General features: G+C 43.5%; 12 protein-coding genes, 5 tRNA genes and 3 rRNA genes. 5 read left to right on the plus strand and 15 right to left on the minus strand.

Annotated elements, in window-relative coordinates; translation table 11 throughout:
• From A6B40_RS05465 to A6B40_RS05480, 4 genes are all read left to right on the plus strand, one after another.
• On the plus strand, positions 1 to 789 hold the full coding sequence (locus A6B40_RS05465; RefSeq protein WP_176671791.1) for a TatD family hydrolase: 789 nt from the start codon (positions 1 to 3) through the stop codon (positions 787 to 789).
• Between the two features lie 10 nt (positions 790 to 799).
• Positions 800 to 1,321 (plus strand): DUF1523 family protein, encoded by a 522-nt coding sequence (locus A6B40_RS05470; RefSeq protein WP_025248293.1) that lies wholly within the window; start codon positions 800 to 802, stop codon positions 1,319 to 1,321.
• Positions 1,322 to 1,394: 73 nt separating this feature from the next.
• A complete protein-coding gene (lpxH, locus tag A6B40_RS05475; protein WP_176671792.1) occupies positions 1,395 to 2,096 on the plus strand; it encodes a UDP-2,3-diacylglucosamine diphosphatase in 702 nt (233 codons plus the stop codon).
• Complete coding sequence (locus A6B40_RS05480) at positions 2,093 to 2,884, plus strand: glycosyltransferase family 2 protein (RefSeq protein WP_176671793.1); 792 nt, start codon at positions 2,093 to 2,095, stop codon at positions 2,882 to 2,884. The genes lpxH and A6B40_RS05480 overlap by 4 nt, the downstream gene beginning before the upstream one ends.
• A 194-nt stretch (positions 2,885 to 3,078) precedes the next feature.
• On the opposite strand, the gene rrf is transcribed toward A6B40_RS05480, so the two are convergent.
• From rrf to A6B40_RS05535, 11 genes are all read right to left on the minus strand, one after another.
• A 5S ribosomal RNA gene (gene rrf, locus A6B40_RS05485) occupies positions 3,079 to 3,194 on the minus strand.
• Between the two features lie 115 nt (positions 3,195 to 3,309).
• Positions 3,310 to 6,210, minus strand: a 23S ribosomal RNA gene (locus tag A6B40_RS05490).
• A 253-nt stretch (positions 6,211 to 6,463) separates the two neighbouring features.
• Positions 6,464 to 6,539 (minus strand) — tRNA-Ala (locus A6B40_RS05495).
• A 72-nt stretch (positions 6,540 to 6,611) separates the two neighbouring features.
• Positions 6,612 to 6,688: transfer RNA gene (locus A6B40_RS05500), tRNA-Ile, on the minus strand.
• An 88-nt stretch (positions 6,689 to 6,776) separates the two neighbouring features.
• Positions 6,777 to 8,316: ribosomal RNA gene (locus tag A6B40_RS05505) — 16S ribosomal RNA — on the minus strand.
• Together the 16S, 23S and 5S rRNA genes with 5 tRNA genes alongside form the textbook arrangement of a ribosomal RNA operon.
• 190 nt (positions 8,317 to 8,506) lie before the next feature.
• Positions 8,507 to 8,583, minus strand: a tRNA-Pro gene (locus tag A6B40_RS05510).
• Between the two features lie 27 nt (positions 8,584 to 8,610).
• Positions 8,611 to 8,686: transfer RNA gene (locus tag A6B40_RS05515), tRNA-His, on the minus strand.
• 29 nt (positions 8,687 to 8,715) lie between these two features.
• Positions 8,716 to 8,792: transfer RNA gene (locus tag A6B40_RS05520), tRNA-Arg, on the minus strand.
• 157 nt (positions 8,793 to 8,949) lie between these two features.
• Positions 8,950 to 9,672: a lipopolysaccharide N-acetylmannosaminouronosyltransferase gene (gene wecG / locus A6B40_RS05525; protein WP_176671794.1), complete on the minus strand. Its 723-nt coding sequence runs from the start codon at positions 9,670 to 9,672 to the stop codon at positions 8,950 to 8,952.
• Entirely contained in the window at positions 9,662 to 10,927 is a 1,266-nt protein-coding gene (locus A6B40_RS05530) for a WzyE family oligosaccharide polymerase (protein ID WP_176671795.1), read from the minus strand. The genes wecG and A6B40_RS05530 overlap by 11 nt, the downstream gene beginning before the upstream one ends.
• Positions 10,920 to 11,990, minus strand: a complete 1,071-nt coding sequence (locus A6B40_RS05535) for a TDP-N-acetylfucosamine:lipid II N-acetylfucosaminyltransferase family protein (RefSeq protein ID WP_176671796.1) — start codon at positions 11,988 to 11,990, stop codon at positions 10,920 to 10,922. Before A6B40_RS05535 ends, A6B40_RS05530 begins: the two co-directional genes overlap by 8 nt.
• 159 nt (positions 11,991 to 12,149) lie before the next feature.
• Between A6B40_RS05535 and glnA the strand changes: the two genes are divergently transcribed.
• A complete protein-coding gene (glnA, locus tag A6B40_RS05540) occupies positions 12,150 to 13,571 on the plus strand; it encodes a type I glutamate--ammonia ligase (RefSeq protein WP_176671797.1) in 1,422 nt (473 codons plus the stop codon).
• A gap of 53 nt (positions 13,572 to 13,624) precedes the next feature.
• Here glnA and rffA read toward each other — a convergent pair whose 3' ends face one another.
• From rffA to A6B40_RS05560, 4 genes are read right to left on the minus strand one after another with little or no spacing between them, the layout of a single operon-like run.
• Complete coding sequence (rffA, locus tag A6B40_RS05545) at positions 13,625 to 14,770, minus strand: dTDP-4-amino-4,6-dideoxygalactose transaminase (protein ID WP_176671798.1); 1,146 nt, start codon at positions 14,768 to 14,770, stop codon at positions 13,625 to 13,627.
• The gene (rffC, locus tag A6B40_RS05550; protein WP_236966857.1) at positions 14,767 to 15,450 is read right to left on the minus strand and encodes a dTDP-4-amino-4,6-dideoxy-D-galactose acyltransferase; all 684 of its coding nucleotides are present in this window, start codon (positions 15,448 to 15,450) and stop codon (positions 14,767 to 14,769) included. The genes rffA and rffC overlap by 4 nt, the downstream gene beginning before the upstream one ends.
• On the minus strand, positions 15,447 to 16,685 hold the full coding sequence (gene wecC, locus A6B40_RS05555) for a UDP-N-acetyl-D-mannosamine dehydrogenase (protein ID WP_336217241.1): 1,239 nt from the start codon (positions 16,683 to 16,685) through the stop codon (positions 15,447 to 15,449). Before wecC ends, rffC begins: the two co-directional genes overlap by 4 nt.
• A gap of 55 nt (positions 16,686 to 16,740) precedes the next feature.
• Positions 16,741 to 17,553 (minus strand): Wzz/FepE/Etk N-terminal domain-containing protein, encoded by an 813-nt coding sequence (locus A6B40_RS05560; protein WP_025342105.1) that lies wholly within the window; start codon positions 17,551 to 17,553, stop codon positions 16,741 to 16,743.
• Positions 17,554 to 17,555: the final 2 nt, after the last annotated feature.

Consider the following 17,555-nt stretch of genomic DNA (forward strand, 5'->3'; position numbering starts at 1 on the left):
ATGAAAGACTTATTTATTATAGATTCCCACTGTCATTTAGACTCTTTAGACTACGAAACCAAGCATAAAAATATCGATGAAGTGATTGAAAATGCGAAAGCTCGTGGTGTTCATCACTTCATTTCTGTTTGTACTACTATTGGGCGTTTTGAGGCAATGAAAAATTTAACTTCTCATCGCAATGATGTCTCACTTTCTTGCGGTGTTCATCCATTAAATGTGGAAGATGAACCCTTTGATTACGATAAACTCTTTGAATTTGCTCAAGACCCAAAAGTGGTTGCCATTGGCGAAACAGGATTGGATTATCACTACACACCAGAAACTAAAGCATTACAGCAATCCCTTTTCGTTCAACAAATTGATATTGCAAATAAACTGAATAAGCCCCTCATTATTCATTCTCGCTCGGCACGCCAAGATACTATGGATATGCTAGAACAAAACAACGCAGAAAAATGTGGCGGTGTTTTGCACTGCTTTACCGAAGATTGGACAATGGCAAAACGAGCCTTAGATATTGGCTTTTATATTTCAATTTCGGGCATTATCACGTTTCGCAATGCGGAAGAATTACGAGATGTGGTGCGAAAAGTCCCATTAGATCGTTTATTGGTAGAAACTGATTCGCCTTACTTAGCCCCAATTCCTTATCGAGGAAAGCCAAATCAGCCCGCTTATGTGAGAGAAACTTGTGAATATGTTGCGACATTAAAAGGAGTTTCAACAGAAGAATTTGCTCGCATTACAACCGAAAATGTGCAAAACTTATTTAAAATTCAATTATAAGGAACAAAATATGAGAACTATGCTCAAATATTTTCTAATTTTAGTCTCACTTGCCTTTTTTATTGTGTTAGGCGGAGCAGTTAATTACGCAATGCCAAGCTATGAAGAAACGCTAGTAACAGGAATGGAAGTTCGCCGAATGGATAAAGATGGCGTTATCAGTAAAGCGAACCCTGCTGATGGCCAAGTGCGTGATGTTTACTTCCTCTTTACTGAAGATCCTGAAACCAAAAAAGTGATGGTTTACCGTAATGAAGATACAGGTTGGGGCTTACCACCTTATTTCAAATTTGGTTCAGCTGATATTCAAGCAAAAGCACAAGCTTATGCAAATGAAAAACAACGCGTGCAAATCAAATATTACGGCTGGCGAATTAACTGGTTAAATGAGTTCAGAAATATTGTTTCTATCAAGCCATTAGCTGAAGCAGAAACCGTGAGCAAACCAATTATGAGCTATGTATTGTATGCTGTATTAGCATTCTTGTTCTTCCTCTCGGTACAATTTATTCGCGGTATCTTTAAAGATTAAGCCAATTAAACCTTTGACAAACGGTTCGATTTTGTAAAAAATTGAACCGTTTTCTTTTTATTACACATATCAAATGACTTACTATTTTATTGCTGATCTGCACTTAAACGAAGAGCAACCCGAAATAACCCATCTCTTTTTGCAATTTATGCAAGAAAAAGCACCGCTTGCAGAAGCGGTTTATATATTAGGCGATCTGTTTGATTTCTGGATTGGTGATGATGAAGAGTCTGAGCTTATTTCAACCGTCAAAAATGCAATTAAAACGCTCACTGCAAGCGGTACAAAATGCTATTTTATTTGCGGAAATCGTGATTTTTTAATTGGAAAGCGTTTCAGCGAACAAACAGGTATGGTTATTTTACCTGATTATCACGTCATTAATTTATTTGGCACATCTACATTACTTTGTCACGGCGATACGCTTTGTACTGACGATGTGAAATACCAGCAATTCCGTAAAAAAGTCCACCAAAAATGGCGACAAGCTATCTTCTTGATGTTTCCACTGTCTTGGCGAATTCGTATTGCAGAGAAGATTCGCTCCAAAAGTAAACAAGAAAAACGTGATAAATCCGCTGAAATTATGGACGTAAATGCCAAATTTACCGCTCAAATTGTCGAAAAATTCAACACAACTCAACTTATACACGGACATACGCATCGCCAAGCAATTCATCAGCATAATGGATTTACACGCATTGTATTGGGCGACTGGAAAGAAAATTACGCTTCTATTTTAAGAGTAACCCAACAAGGAGCAGAATTTATATGATTGATGTCATTATTCCTTGCTATAACGCTGAAACCACACTTGTTCGAGCCGTTCAAAGTGCATTGAATCAACCAGAGTTAAATCTACTATGGCTTATTGATGATGGCTCAACGGATAATACGCTTGCTTTAGCTAAACACTTACAAGCTCGAGTACCCGATAAAATTAGGGTGGAACAAATGCCTCAAAATAGCGGTGTGGCGAAAGCACGCAACTGGGGGGCCTTGCAAAGTGAAGCGGCTTTAATTGCCTTTTTAGATGCAGATGACGCTTACGAAAATGGAGCATTACAAGTAGCCGAAAAGATTTTTGAATTCAAACCTGAAACAGCTTTAGTTCGCCTTGCATTAAAACCAATTAACTTAGATGAACGCTATAGCTCTCACCCAAATTTTAATTTAGCTTGGCAACATATGCGAATGACCTGTGGAGGAAATGTAGTGTTTCGCCGTTCATTTTTCTTAACTTGCGGTGGATTTCCACATCATCAGATCTTTAGAGAATTAGGCGGAGAAGATGGTGCATTAGGCATAGCCACTACACAAATCGCCTCAGTAGCTACTGCATTTAATGATGTTGGTGTTTTACATTACTGCCGAGAAGGTATGCACGCAGAAAGGTTGTTAAATGCAATTTTATTTAATGAAAAAGATCCTAATATTACCGAAGAAAAAATTAAACAAGCCAACCTAATTACTGAAAATATTGTTAATAATGTTAGAGATTTACAGGACTGTCTTAATAGTAAAGAGATTGGCATTAAGCCCTATACACTTGAATGGAGCTAAAACGAGCTGTAACTTTCCCCGAAAATCGACCGCTTGTGCAACTTTCTCCTGCTAACAAGCGGTCATATTACTTCAATTTTTTGCATCTTATCTTTCGATAAATGATAAATACAAAAAACCCCTAAGTATCTCTACTTAGGGGCGCTTTCTGTATCTATTCTTCGTTATCTATTTTCTTCTATCTATTCAGTAAAACCCGATGATGCTCTACTCTCACATGGCGAATCACCACACTACCATCGACGTTACTGCGTTTTACTTCTGAGTTCGGTATGGAATCAGGTAGAACCACAGCACTATGGTCATCGGGATAATTGGGTCAAAATTCAAAAACAAGCTGATTATTCTGAGTGTATTTTTTTCTTTATGCGTTTAGTTTCTCCACTTGTGTTTTCTTCTTTCTCATAAAAACACTTGAGCGTTGTATAGTTAAGCCTCTCGGGCAATTAGTACGTGTTAGCTCAACGTCTCGCAACGCTTACACACCACGCCTATCTACGTCGTAGTCTCCAACAACCCTTACAGTCTTATAGACTGGGAGAACTCATCTCTTGGCAAGTTTCGTGCTTAGATGCTTTCAGCACTTATCTCTTCCGCACATAGCTACTCGGCAATGCGTCTGGCGACACAACCGAAACACCAGCGGTGCGTCCACTCCGGTCCTCTCGTACTAGGAGCAGCCCCAACCAATTCTCCAACGCCCACGGCAGATAGGGACCGAACTGTCTCACGACGTTCTAAACCCAGCTCGCGTACCACTTTAAATGGCGAACAGCCATACCCTTGGGACCTACTTCAGCCCCAGGATGTGATGAGCCGACATCGAGGTGCCAAACACCGCCGTCGATATGAACTCTTGGGCGGTATCAGCCTGTTATCCCCGGAGTACCTTTTATCCGTTGAGCGATGGCCCTTCCATTCAGAACCACCGGATCACTATGACCTGCTTTCGCACCTGCTCGACTTGTCTGTCTCGCAGTTAAGCTTGCTTCTACCATTGCACTAACCTGACGATGTCCGACCGTCATTAGCAAACCTTCGTGCTCCTCCGTTACTCTTTGGGAGGAGACCGCCCCAGTCAAACTACCCACCAGACACTGTCCGAGTACTCGTTCCGAGTACTTCGTTAGAACATCAAACGTTAAAGGGTGGTATTTCAAGGACGCCTCCAACAACACTGGCGTGTCATCTTCAAAGGCTCCCACCTATCCTACACATCAAAATTCAATGTTCAGTGTCAAGCTATAGTAAAGGTTCACGGGGTCTTTCCGTCTAGCCGCGGGTACACCGCATCTTCACGGCGATTTCAATTTCACTGAGTCTCGGGTGGAGACAGCCTGGCCATCATTATGCCATTCGTGCAGGTCGGAACTTACCCGACAAGGAATTTCGCTACCTTAGGACCGTTATAGTTACGGCCGCCGTTTACTGGGGCTTCGATCAGGAGCTTCTCTTGCGATAACACCATCAATTAACCTTCCAGCACCGGGCAGGCATCACACCCTATACGTCCACTTTCGTGTTTGCAGAGTGCTGTGTTTTTAATAAACAGTTGCAGCCAGCTGGTATCTTCGACCGGTTCAACCTTCGTGAGCAAGTCACTACAATCTACGCCGGCGCACCTTCTCCCGAAGTTACGGTGCTATTTTGCCTAGTTCCTTCACCCGAGTTCTCTCAAGCGCCTGAGTATTCTCTACCTGACCACCTGTGTCGGTTTATAGTACGGTTTAGTGTAATCTGAAGCTTAGTGGCTTTTCCTGGAAGCGTGGTATCGGTTACTTCAGCTCCGTAGAGCCTCGTCATCATCTCTCGGTGTTAATAAGTGTCCGGATTTGCCTAAACACTCCACCTACCAACTTAAACAGGGATATCCAACACCCTGATAACCTAACCTTCTCCGTCCCCACATCGCAATTACACCAAGTACGGGAATATTAACCCGTTTCCCATCGACTACGCTTTTCAGCCTCGCCTTAGGGGCCGACTCACCCTGCCCCGATTAACGTTGGACAGGAACCCTTGGTCTTCCGGCGAACGAGTTTTTCACTCGTTTTATCGTTACTTATGTCAGCATTCGCACTTCTGATACGTCCAGCAAGCCTCTCGACTCACCTTCATCCGCTTACAGAACGCTCCCCTACCCAACAGTGTTACCACTGATGCCGCAGCTTCGGTGACTAGTTTTAGCCCCGTTACATCTTCCGCGCAGGCCGACTCGACTAGTGAGCTATTACGCTTTCTTTAAATGATGGCTGCTTCTAAGCCAACATCCTAGCTGTCTAAGCCTTCCCACTTCGTTTCCCACTTAACTAGTACTTTGGGACCTTAGCTGGCGGTCTGGGTTGTTTCCCTCTCCACGATGGACGTTAGCACCCACCGTGTGTCTCCTATGCATTACTCTTCGGTATTCGCAGTTTGCATCGGGTTGGTAATCCGGGATGGACCCCTAGCCGAAACAGTGCTCTACCCCCGAAGGTATTCACATAAGGCTCTACCTAAATAGATTTCGGGGAGAACCAGCTATCTCCCGGTTTGATTGGCCTTTCACCCCCAGCCACAAGTCATCCGCTAATTTTTCAACATTAGTCGGTTCGGTCCTCCAATTAGTGTTACCCAATCTTCAACCTGCCCATGGCTAGATCACCGGGTTTCGGGTCTATACCTTGCAACTACACGCCCAGTTAAGACTCGGTTTCCCTACGGCTCCCCTATTCGGTTAACCTTGCTACAAAATATAAGTCGCTGACCCATTATACAAAAGGTACGCAGTCACAGAATAAATCTGCTCCCACTGCTTGTACGCACAAGGTTTCAGGTTCTATTTCACTCCCCTCGCCGGGGTTCTTTTCGCCTTTCCTTCACAGTACTGGTTCACTATCGGTCAATCAGGAGTATTTAGCCTTGGAGGATGGTCCCCCCATCTTCAAACAGGATATCACGTGTCCCGCCCTACTTGTTGTTAGCCTAGTACCACGGAAATATTTTCGAGTACGGGATTATCACCCTCTACGATTGAGCTTCCCAGCTCATTCCTCTAATAAATCCGCTATCACTAACTGGCTCTTTCGCGTTCGCTCGCCGCTACTAACGAAATCTCGGTTGATTTCTTTTCCTCGGGGTACTTAGATGTTTCAGTTCTCCCGGTTTGCCTCATTTACCTATGGATTCAGTAAATGATAGTAGGTTCTTCACCTACTGGGTTTCCCCATTCGGACATCTTGGATTAAACGCCTCTTATCGACTCATCCAAGCTTTTCGCAGATTAGCACGTCCTTCATCGCCTCTGATTGCCAAGGCATCCACCTTGTGCGCTTAGTCACTTAACTATACAACCTCAAATATTTTCATTTAAACAAGTCAAACGAATTGATTTGAAGCGATATTATTCAACTAAACACTTAGCTGCCTTTGTTCAGCTAAGATTTTTTAACTACTCAGACTTTCTTTCGAAAATCTCTCAGTTTTTCAGCTTGTTTCTAAATTTTTAAAGAACAAAGACGATATCTTTCGACTATCATCATACCTAAAATGGCAAAAAAGTTACTGTTTTTAACCGCTTGTCATCTTAGGTATGATGATTGGTGGAGATAAGCGGGATCGAACCGCTGACCTCCTGCGTGCAAGGCAGGCGCTCTCCCAGCTGAGCTATATCCCCGTACATCATAACCTTCCTTTCAGTTTTCACTCAGCATTCGCTCGTTCACTTTCGCTCACTTGCTCAATCGAGTGGTGGGTCTGAGTGGACTTGAACCACCGACCTCACCCTTATCAGGGGTGCGCTCTAACCACCTGAGCTACAGACCCAAAAGGATGTTTCCGTTATTCTACTTTCTATCAAACAATCTGTGTGAACACTTGCTGTCATTTCAAGCTCTCGCTTCTTGATTTTTGGTAAGGAGGTGATCCAACCGCAGGTTCCCCTACGGTTACCTTGTTACGACTTCACCCCAGTCATGAATCATACCGTGGTAAACGCCCCCCCGAAGGTTAAGCTATCTACTTCTGGTACAACCCACTCCCATGGTGTGACGGGCGGTGTGTACAAGGCCCGGGAACGTATTCACCGCAACATTCTGATTTGCGATTACTAGCGATTCCGACTTCATGGAGTCGAGTTGCAGACTCCAATCCGGACTTAGACGTACTTTGTGAGATTCGCTCACCATCGCTGGGTCGCTGCCCTCTGTATACGCCATTGTAGCACGTGTGTAGCCCTACTCGTAAGGGCCATGATGACTTGACGTCATCCCCACCTTCCTCCGGTTTATCACCGGCAGTCTCCTTTGAGTTCCCGACCTAATCGCTGGCAACAAAGGATAAGGGTTGCGCTCGTTGCGGGACTTAACCCAACATTTCACAACACGAGCTGACGACAGCCATGCAGCACCTGTCTCAGAGTTCCCGAAGGCACTCTCGTATCTCTACAAGATTCTCTGGATGTCAAGAGTAGGTAAGGTTCTTCGCGTTGCATCGAATTAAACCACATGCTCCACCGCTTGTGCGGGCCCCCGTCAATTCATTTGAGTTTTAACCTTGCGGCCGTACTCCCCAGGCGGTCGATTTATCACGTTAGCTACGGGCACCAAGCTTAAAGCCCAATCCCCAAATCGACAGCGTTTACGGCGTGGACTACCAGGGTATCTAATCCTGTTTGCTCCCCACGCTTTCGCACATGAGCGTCAGTACATTCCCAAGGGGCTGCCTTCGCCTTCGGTATTCCTCCACATCTCTACGCATTTCACCGCTACACGTGGAATTCTACCCCTCCCTAAAGTACTCTAGACTCCCAGTCTGAAATGCAATTCCCAGGTTAAGCCCGGGGCTTTCACATCTCACTTAAAAGTCCGCCTGCGTGCCCTTTACGCCCAGTTATTCCGATTAACGCTTGCACCCCCCGTATTACCGCGGCTGCTGGCACGGAGTTAGCCGGTGCTTCTTCTGTAGTTAACGTCAATCAAACTTGCTATTAACAAGTCTGCCTTCCTCGCTACCGAAAGAACTTTACAACCCGAAGGCCTTCTTCATTCACGCGGCATGGCTGCATCAGGGTTCCCCCCATTGTGCAATATTCCCCACTGCTGCCTCCCGTAGGAGTCTGGACCGTGTCTCAGTTCCAGTGTGGCTGGTCATCCTCTCAGACCAGCTAGAGATCGTCGCCTTGGTGAGCCTTTACCTCACCAACTAGCTAATCCCACTTGGGCTCATCTTATGGCAGGTGGCCCGAAAGTCCCACCCTTTAGTCCAAAGACATTACGCGGTATTAGCTACCGTTTCCAGTAGTTATCCCCCTCCATAAGCCAGATTCCCAAGCATTACTCACCCGTCCGCCACTCGTCAGCAAAGAAGCAAGCTTCTCCCTGTTACCGTTCGACTTGCATGTGTTAAGCCTGCCGCCAGCGTTCAATCTGAGCCATGATCAAACTCTTCAATTCAAAAAGTTTAATCGCTCAATACTGCTGACATAAAATCACACTTTAATAAGAAAACTTAAAAAAGTTAAATGAATTTCTAGTTAGCACCTATTAAGACTTCAAGTTTTAAAAATATTTTTAAAATCAAGTCAATCAACAAGTGCCCACACAGATTGTCTGATAAATTGTTAAAGAACGAAAATAATAAAATTGGTCGGCGAGATAGGATTTGAACCTACGACCCACTGGTCCCAAACCAGTTGCGCTACCAAGCTGCGCTACTCGCCGTCAGTTACTCATAAGAGTATATTTAAATGGGGTGGCTAATGGGATTCGAACCCACGACAACTGGAATCACAATCCAGGGCTCTACCAACTGAGCTATAGCCACCATAGGGTTGATAGTGCTGCGTTAGCAACTGGCGCGCTCGACAAGATTCGAACTTGCGACCTTTGGCTCCGGAGGCCAACGCTCTATCCAACTGAGCTACGAACGCTTCGATTTACATCGCTTTACTTAGTGCGTCGCAACGGAGGCGTATATTATAGATTTCTATTTCCCTTGTCTAGCACTTTTTCAAAAAAATTAAAAAAAACATCTTGTTTGTTTTTATTTTATTCAAAACGTGTAATAAATAGCAAGCATGCTGATTTTTAGAGCTGATTCGTTACATAATAATAAGCATATCTAAGCAAATTAAGTTGTCTTTGCCAACGTGTAGGCTCACGTAATAAGCGATACAACCATTCCAGTCCTAAGTTTTGCCAGATTTTAGGGGCCCTTTTTTGCTTTCCGGTAAAAACATCGTAAGTCCCTCCTACCCCCATATATAGAGCCTGCGGATATTCATTATAGACTCTTTGAATAAATAGCTCTTGTTTTGGCGTTCCCATTGCAACACTGATAAATTTCGCTCCACTTTGCTCAATTTGGGTAATAAGAGAGTGTTCATCTTCGGCATTAAAATAGCCGTGATGCGTGCCAACAATATTAACATTCCATTTCGCTAACTTAGTTTCAACTAACTTTAAATTCTCAGAAGTGCTACCCACTAAAAAAACAGGCACATTCAACTCCCCTGCTTTTTGCATTAGTTCTTCCCATAAATCTGCTCCTGCAATTCTTTCTATTTCCATATTGGAATATTTCTTTTTTATCGACTGAACAATGCTGATCCCATCTGCATAGTTAAATTCAGCCTCATCAATCACTTGGCGTAACTTCGGATTTTTTTCTGCATTAATCACTTTTTCCGCATTAATGGCAATCAGCCTCCCTTGTTGAATGCCCTGCTCATCCATTAAGAAATTTGCAAAAATTTCCAGATTTTTGACCGCTTGTAGCTCAATGCCTCGAATAATCACTTTATCTGCCATCGCGTTTTCCACCTATTAACTTCGCTAATAGCCAACAAAGGGCAGAAACAATCGTAAAAAAGAGGAAGCGGGAGACAAAGGCGTCTATTCCCTCTCGTACTAATACAATCAAGTTAAACAGATTGCCGAAACAGTAAGCCTGAATTAATGCAGAATTGGTTGCTTTTCCGTAAGCAAAAAAATTATCGAGCAGTTTAATCAAAATTGCCACAATCACCATTCCAACTACAATCGCTCCAAATCCGCCCATAATATAGAAAGAGCCTAATAACGTGGGCGAAATAGCTAAGCCTGAATGGTTACTCAAAATCACTTTAGTGAAATAATTTGCCGTATTCCACGCAATATCGGGGCGTTCTTGCCAAACAGATTGAGGAATATAGACATAGAAATCCCGCACAATCGGCATTAAGCCTTGATATTCCACATCGGAAGATAATAAGCGAGCGAGATTTTCCCAAGGCGAAAATGTATCTCGACTTAAATATAAGAAGGTGTAGATGGTTTCACTGGCAGAAAGATTCAATTTATAGCGAGCGAGAGCGAGGAAAAACATTGCGATTACACCGCTTAACCCTAGCCAAACTACAGTGGATAGTGAAAGATACTTTTGCTGCAAGCCAATCAGCAAGAAAAATGCCACCGCTAATGCTAAATTTGCCCTTGTACCACCTACGGCGAAATAAGTTAACAAACCAAATAATCCGCCGATAATCAACACCGCCCACCACGCTTTTTTGTTCTTATATAAGAAGAAGAAAATCAGCAGAGACGGCAATAAAAAGTAGAAAAAACGTTTTAATGCTGAAAGCACGACCCAATCTTTGGCGAACAGCTGGCTATATTTTTCTAGTTTAAAGAAGAGAAAACCGTTTAAATAAAGGAAGTAAAATAACGTTGAAATGGCAACTAACGCCAACATACAAGCGGTTATTTTTGCCTGAAAATTTACAGATTTTGGCTCAAACGGCAGTGGAAAACGGCAGCAGTAAGAATAAACGACAAAATAAATGAAATAGCCCACTCCACTTGTCATAAACACCAACCATTGATGTTCAATGTTTGGGAGTGGGTAACCAAAACCTAATACCATTGCGAGCGAAAACGGAAAACCCGAATAAAAGGTAATAAAATAGATCAAACTGAACAGTAAATGGAAAGTAAAGCCCGATTTCTGATAAAGCCGATAAAGTACGGTTAAAAATAGCCCTACGGAAACGAGGTAAAATCCGCCAAGAAACAGTAAATTATTCATTATGTATCAATTCAGTTAATTGTGTTTGCCATAATTTCAGATAAGTTTGAGGAAAAAACGCAATGTTGTTTTTATTCATATCACCTAATTGTTGTTTGGCAGCTTGAATTTTTGAAAATGTCATATTCTCCGCCAACAGATAAGGCACTTGCTCGGCTTGCATGTCCAAACCAAACGGATTATTCGGGTGCAGCACGCAGGGGATATTCTGTTGGATCAACAAACAAATCGTTCCGATGCCTTGCTGGCGTTCAAAGTTAAAATAGCCGAGATCGCATTGTGAAAGCAATAAAAGATATTCATCAAACTCTAATTTCTCTCGCAGAATTTGCAAATTTTCAGCAGAAAATAACCGCTTGCCCTCTGCTTCCACTTGCTGAATATAGCATTCATTATTTGCCGGATAGCCCATTGGCACAATAATTCGTACGTTGTTGCCCAAACGCTGCTGGATTTCCTTTATTGCTTGAATATGATTATTAGAAGGATCGCCTGAATTGCCTAATAAAATAGTTAATTGACCATTTTTAACTGTCTGCACGCTACGTCGATCTGGCAATTTCGTTGCAAAATAGATTAACCGATCTTGTTCCGATCTTGATCTTATATTTCGCCAGAAATAATCCAGGTCCCCTCTTGTCGCCCAAACCTGCTTTAACTTACGTTGAGCAAACCGCCTAATTGGATAGAATAACCTAAATTTCCAAGAAGCAGAGACCTCATATAAATCCGCTCCCCAAATATGCCAGATGATATTTTCTGCAGGTAGCTTACCTAACGCAATAGCAAGCCAAATCCATACATTAAACTGCCCGTGTAAGATAAAACAAGCGGTCGGATTTTGCTGATTTTTTGCAATTATCGCTTTAACTATCATTTTTTGGGAGGAAAAGAATGTTATCTCTAAATTAGGAAAAGCAGATTTTATCGTCTTCCCACCCACTACATAAAAATAATGAGAAGAAGCCGGCAAAGTAGGTAAAAGCTCTTGTTGAAAAAACGTTAAAACACGCTGATTATGGTGCGGAATATCCGAGCCTAAAATATGATAAATCGGTGTCATAACATCATTTTCTCCAAGTCATTCGAGTCAAATAAATTTTAACAAAAATTTATGCTTTTTCTGAAACTTCTTTTATGTAAACCACACTAAAAAGTGCTATGATAGCAAAGTTTTTCTTATCATTTTTCTCCTATTTTTCCAACGAGGACTTATTTTACTATGTCAAACGCTATCGCTAATGTGTCTAAACTGATCCAAGACAATGATATTAAATTTGTCTTATTAAAATTTACCGATATTAAAGGTAAAGAACACGGAGTTTCTCTGCCTGTCAGCTTAGTCGCCAACGATCTTGAAGACTTATTTGAGGAAGGCAAAATGTTCGACGGCTCGTCCGTTGAAGGTTGGAAGGCAATCAATAAAGCCGATATGCTTTTAATGCCAATCGCTGAAACCGCTGTGGTTGACCCTTTCGCTCGCATCCCTACCCTCACTATCCGCTGTTCAATCTACGACCCTAACACAATGCAGTCTTATGACCGCGACCCTCGCTCTATCGCAACTCGTGCTGAAAATTACCTAAAATCAACAGGTATTGCAGATAGCGTGATGTTTGGTCCTGAACCTGAATTTTTCTTGTTTGATGATGTTCGTTTCAGCACCGAAGCGAATAATGTGTCGTATAAAATTGATGATGTAGAAGCAGCTTGGAATACCAACCGTAAATTTGAAGATGGTAACAATGGCTATCGCCCGCTGAAAAAAGGTGGCTATTGTGCGGTGGCTCCAATCGACACCGCTCACGATATTCGTTCAGAAATGTGCTTGTTAATGGAAGAGATGGGCTTAGTGATTGAAGCTCACCACCACGAAGTGGCAACAGCAGGACAAAATGAAATCGCAACCCGCTTTAACAGCTTAACGTTAAAAGCAGACGAAACCCAAATCTACAAATACATCGTGCAAAACGTAGCAGTGGAACACGGCAAAACAGCGTGCTTTATGCCAAAACCGTTTGCCGGCGACAACGGCTCGGGAATGCACTGTAATATGTCGTTAAGCAAAGACGGCAAAAACGTGTTTATGGGTGACAAATACGCAGGTTTATCTGAAACTGCCCTTTACTACATCGGTGGTATCATCAAACACGCTAAAGCGTTAAATGCGTTCACCAACCCAACCACAAACTCATACAAACGCTTAGTGCCGGGCTTTGAAGCTCCAGTATTGTTAGCATATTCGGCAAGTAACCGTTCTGCTTCAATCCGTATTCCGGCAGTAACTAGCCCGAAAGCAACTCGTGTAGAAGCTCGCTTCCCAGATCCAATGGCGAACCCATACCTCTGCTTTGCCGCATTATTAATGGCTGGTTTAGACGGTGTGATCAACAAAATCCACCCGGGCGATGCAATGGATAAAAACCTTTACGACTTACCGCCGGAAGAGCTGAAAGATATTCCAACCGTGGCATCTTCTTTAGAAGTTGCATTAGATGCATTAAGCAACGATTTCGAGTTCTTAACCCAAGGCGGCGTATTCACTAAAGATTTCATCGAAGCTTACATCGGCATTCGCCGTAAAGAAGTTGAGCGTGTGAATATGACCCCACACCCTGTGGAGTTTGAACTTTACTACGCTTAATAAATAAGTCTAGAGCAAAAACAAACGGCTGAAATAATTTCAGCCGTTTTTTGTTATTTCTGCATAAATTCAATCACAGCTTTGATGACCCGATCTTGCTCTTGCTCGCTTAAATTGTAGAACAGCGGCAATCGTACCAACCTTTCGCTCTCTTTCGTGGTGAAACGATCCTCCCCCGAAAATCGCCCGAATTTCTGCCCTGCAGGGCTGGAGTGCAGCGGTACATAGTGGAACACCGCTAAAATCCCCCGAGCTTTCATAAACGAAATAAATGCTGAACGCTCGCTCAAATCGTCTAATTTCAGATAAAACAGATGCCCGTTGTGTTGGCAATGTTCAGGAATTTTCGGTAACGCTACTTTTCCAGTCTGTTCTAACGGCGAAAAGGCCTGCTGATAATGCTGCCAAAGTGCCAGCCGCTTTTGGTTAATTTGCTCCGCAACTTCAAGTTGAGCATAAAGATACGCCGCTTGAATTTCCGACATCAAAAAGCTTGAGCCAATATCTTGCCAGTGGTATTTGTCCACCTCGCCACGGAAAAAGCGGCTGCGATCTGTCCCTTTCTCTCGCAAGATCTCCGCTCTGGCGATCAAAGCAGGATCATTCAGCACAATCGCACCACCCTCGCCACCCGCCGAGTAATTTTTGGTTTCGTGAAAACTATAGCAACCAATATGCCCGATTGAACCTAATGCCCCGCCTTGATAAAACGCATTTACCCCTTGGGCGGCATCTTCCACCACAAACAAAAGGTGTTTTTGGGCAACCGCCATTATTTTCTCCATCTCGCACGCCACACCGGCATAATGCACCGCCACAATCGCTTTGGTTTTCGGCGTGATCGCTTGCTCAATAAGATTCTCATCAAGATTCATCGTATCGGGGCGAATATCCACAAACACGATTTTCGCCCCACGCAGCACAAAAGCGTTGGCGGAGGAAACGAAAGTGTAACTCGGCATAATCACTTCATCACCGGCCTGAATATCAAGCAAAATCGCTGCCATCTCTAAAGCCGCCGTGCAAGAAGGCGTGAGTAGCACTTTGGAATGGGTTAAGTGCTGCTCCAGCCACCGCTCACAACCTTGAGTAAATTCACCACCACCGGAAAGTTTGCCTGTCGCCATTGCTTTTTGCATGAAATGCAGCTCCGAGCCTACAATCGGAGGACGGTTGAAAGGGATAAAATTGAGGGTCATCGTTCTCCCCTATGCAGGGGCGTATTACATACGTCCTGTTGTGTGTTGTCATTTGCAAAATAAAACCAATAATTCACCGCTTGTATGCTTGCCCCAGCACGTTGATATAACCGAATGGCGGCTAGGTTGTTGGTTTGGGTAGCAATGTTCAACTGTTTGACATTTTGCTGTTTCGCCCAACTGGCGGCGGCATTCAATAATGCCGAGCCGATTCCCTGCTTTTGGAAATTTGGGGCAATTGTTAACAAACCGATTTTGGCGTGTTGATGTTGTTCGAGCCGCACCGTCACACCGCCTTGAATTTGCCCTTGTGCATTTTTCTGCACCAAGCAAATATCATCAAATTCGCCTTTCACCGCTGCTTCAATCCACTTTTGGTAAAAACGCTGATTTTCCTGCAGCGAAAAATAGGGCGGGCGGAAACGACTGTTTGGAAAAGCCGAACCAAATAAACTTTTAAGCTCTGTTAGAGCTGCTAATTCCGCTGGCGTGCAAGCGGTCATTTTTGGCGAAAAGTTTGCAAGTTCGAGAGCAAATTCGATTTCGCCCTCCACAAATTGAAAACCTTGCTGTTGGAGCTGCTCGATTTGGGCAACATCCTCCGCCGGTACTTTCGCCTGAATGATTTCCCTGCCGAAAAAATCGGAAAGCCATTTATCTGCTATCTGCTCCGTCATCATTTTCTCCATACGCCTCGGCAATCCACCATAAAGCGTTGTGAAATCTGCTCCGCTGGGATTTGCTTAAATAGGGAATGATCCACCAACAGCACCAAAATATCTGCCTGTTTCAAGGCGAAATCCAGCTTGACCAATTCCGCATTTTCAAGCTCGATATGTTGGATATTTGGCTCTGCCGCCAGCACTTTGCCTTTGTGCCACGCGGCGACTTTTTGGGTAATCTGCAACGCTGGGCTTTCACGTAAATCATCAATATCGGGCTTGAACGCCAAGCCCAAACAAGCAATCGTCAGCTCGCTCGGCTTGCAATCTTTCTCTGCCGCACACTCGGCAACCGTTGCTTTGATTTTCTCAAATACCCAATTCGGTTTACTGTCATTCACCTCTCGGGCGGTGCGAATCAAGCGAGCTAATTCTGGGGATTTTTTCACAATAAACCACGGATCGACCGCAATGCAATGTCCGCCCACGCCAGCCCCCGGTTCAAGAATGTTTACTCTCGGGTGGCGGTTAGCAAGCTCAATCAATTCCCAAACGTTGATGTTCAACTCATCGCAAAGCATTGAAAGCTCGTTGGCAAAGGCAATGTTTACATCACGGAAGCTGTTTTCCACCAGCTTGCACATTTCCGCCGTGCGTGCAGTGGTTTTCACGCATTCGCCTTTTGCAAAAAGTTGGTATAAATCCACCGCTTGTTGGCTACATTTTTCGCTTAAGCCGCCGATAATGCGGTCATTTTCAATGATTTCGGTCATTATTTTGCCGGGCAGCACTCGCTCGGGGCAGTAGGCAATATGTACGTCAGCCGGAAATTGTAAATCGGGGCGAGCCTCACTCAGCCATTGGGCTAATTGCTCGGTTGTGCCGACAGGCGAGGTGGATTCCAACGCCACCAAATTGCTTTGGCGTAGATGGGGAGCAATGGCGAGAGCCGCATTTCGAATATAGGAAAGATCAGGCTGGCGAGCATTGAGCGGCGTAGGCACGGCGATAATAAAAGCGTCCGCAGGCTGCGGCTTGTCAGTTGCAAAAAAACAACCATTTTTGACCGCTTGTGCAACCGCTTCTTCCAACTTCGGCTCCACAATATGGATTTTGCCTTGGTTGATGGTGGAAACAGTGTGGGGGTTAATATCGCTCCCAATCACTTTTCGTCCCACATTGGCAAAAGCGGCAGCGGTGGGTAAGCCAATGTAGCCTAAACCAACAATACAAATTCGATTAAATTTAGTTATTTGCATCTTTATCCATTAAAAAGAGAAATGGCACACTACACGTGTACCATTTTAATTATACTTTTTCTAATGTTAAATTAGTTTTTACTCTTACTGCAAAACTTAACATAAAGCCGATAAGCAATCCTCCTAATGCTCCAGCCATTAACCAAAATAGGCGATCTGGGGATTCTGCTTTTAACGGAATAGTTGGCGATTTCACTAAACGGTAGGCTTTTAATTGGTTATCTAATGGCTGAACCGAACGCATCATTTGCAATTTCGCTGACCAATCTTGAATACCTCTCTCGCCTACATTTAACTCAGAGGCAGTTTTAATTTGCTGAAATAATACCTTCCATTTCGTAATTAAATCGGCATTTAATTTTTCACGAGCCTGAGTATTCACTAACGGAATAAAATCTGTTAATAATTTCTGTGCCTCTTCCGCATTTTCTGAAATTAAACTCACATTATCTGTATTACTAGCGCCATCTTTTTGGAAACTAAACTGCTCAGCCAATTCCGCCGCAACCCGCTCAGGAGATTTCTTCTCAACTTGCGCTTTTAACTTTACCTCTTCAGTTTGCACTAAATAGGCTTGGAGTAAATCAGCCGAATTCAAATTGCGTTTAAATTCCTCATAGGATTGCTCTACAGCCTCTTTTTGTGAAACCGAGCTATTGAGCTCCTTCGTATTACTACTTAAAAAATTATAGGTAGAAAGTAGCGAATAGTAATTACCTAAATCAGGCACATTTGGTTGTTCAAATTGAGCCGTTACTTTCCATTTTTCAGGTTGAGAGTAACTCAAACCGAACCCGGCTCCAGCCCCAACTGCTGTAAATAAAAGAATAACTAAAAGTCGATAAAATAATGTTTTCACCATAT

The organism is Mannheimia varigena, assembly GCF_013377235.1.
Taxonomy (GTDB): domain Bacteria; phylum Pseudomonadota; class Gammaproteobacteria; order Enterobacterales; family Pasteurellaceae; genus Mannheimia; species Mannheimia varigena.

What these genes read in the sequence shown, in the direction of transcription:
- rffA (WP_176671798.1), bottom strand. Translation starts at nt 14,770, where the DNA reads ATGACCCTCAATTTTATCCCTTTCAACCGTCCTCCGATTGTAGGCTCG.
- lpxH (WP_176671792.1), top strand. Translation starts at nt 1,395, where the DNA reads ATGACTTACTATTTTATTGCTGATCTGCACTTAAACGAAGAGCAACCC.
- A6B40_RS05465 (WP_176671791.1), top strand. Translation starts at nt 1, where the DNA reads ATGAAAGACTTATTTATTATAGATTCCCACTGTCATTTAGACTCTTTA.
- rffC (WP_236966857.1), bottom strand. Translation starts at nt 15,450, where the DNA reads ATGATGACGGAGCAGATAGCAGATAAATGGCTTTCCGATTTTTTCGGC.
- wecG (WP_176671794.1), bottom strand. Translation starts at nt 9,672, where the DNA reads ATGGCAGATAAAGTGATTATTCGAGGCATTGAGCTACAAGCGGTCAAA.
- glnA (WP_176671797.1), top strand. Translation starts at nt 12,150, where the DNA reads ATGTCAAACGCTATCGCTAATGTGTCTAAACTGATCCAAGACAATGAT.
- A6B40_RS05530 (WP_176671795.1), bottom strand. Translation starts at nt 10,927, where the DNA reads ATGAATAATTTACTGTTTCTTGGCGGATTTTACCTCGTTTCCGTAGGG.
- A6B40_RS05535 (WP_176671796.1), bottom strand. Translation starts at nt 11,990, where the DNA reads ATGACACCGATTTATCATATTTTAGGCTCGGATATTCCGCACCATAAT.
- A6B40_RS05470 (WP_025248293.1), top strand. Translation starts at nt 800, where the DNA reads ATGAGAACTATGCTCAAATATTTTCTAATTTTAGTCTCACTTGCCTTT.
- A6B40_RS05560 (WP_025342105.1), bottom strand. Translation starts at nt 17,553, where the DNA reads ATGGTGAAAACATTATTTTATCGACTTTTAGTTATTCTTTTATTTACA.
- A6B40_RS05480 (WP_176671793.1), top strand. Translation starts at nt 2,093, where the DNA reads ATGATTGATGTCATTATTCCTTGCTATAACGCTGAAACCACACTTGTT.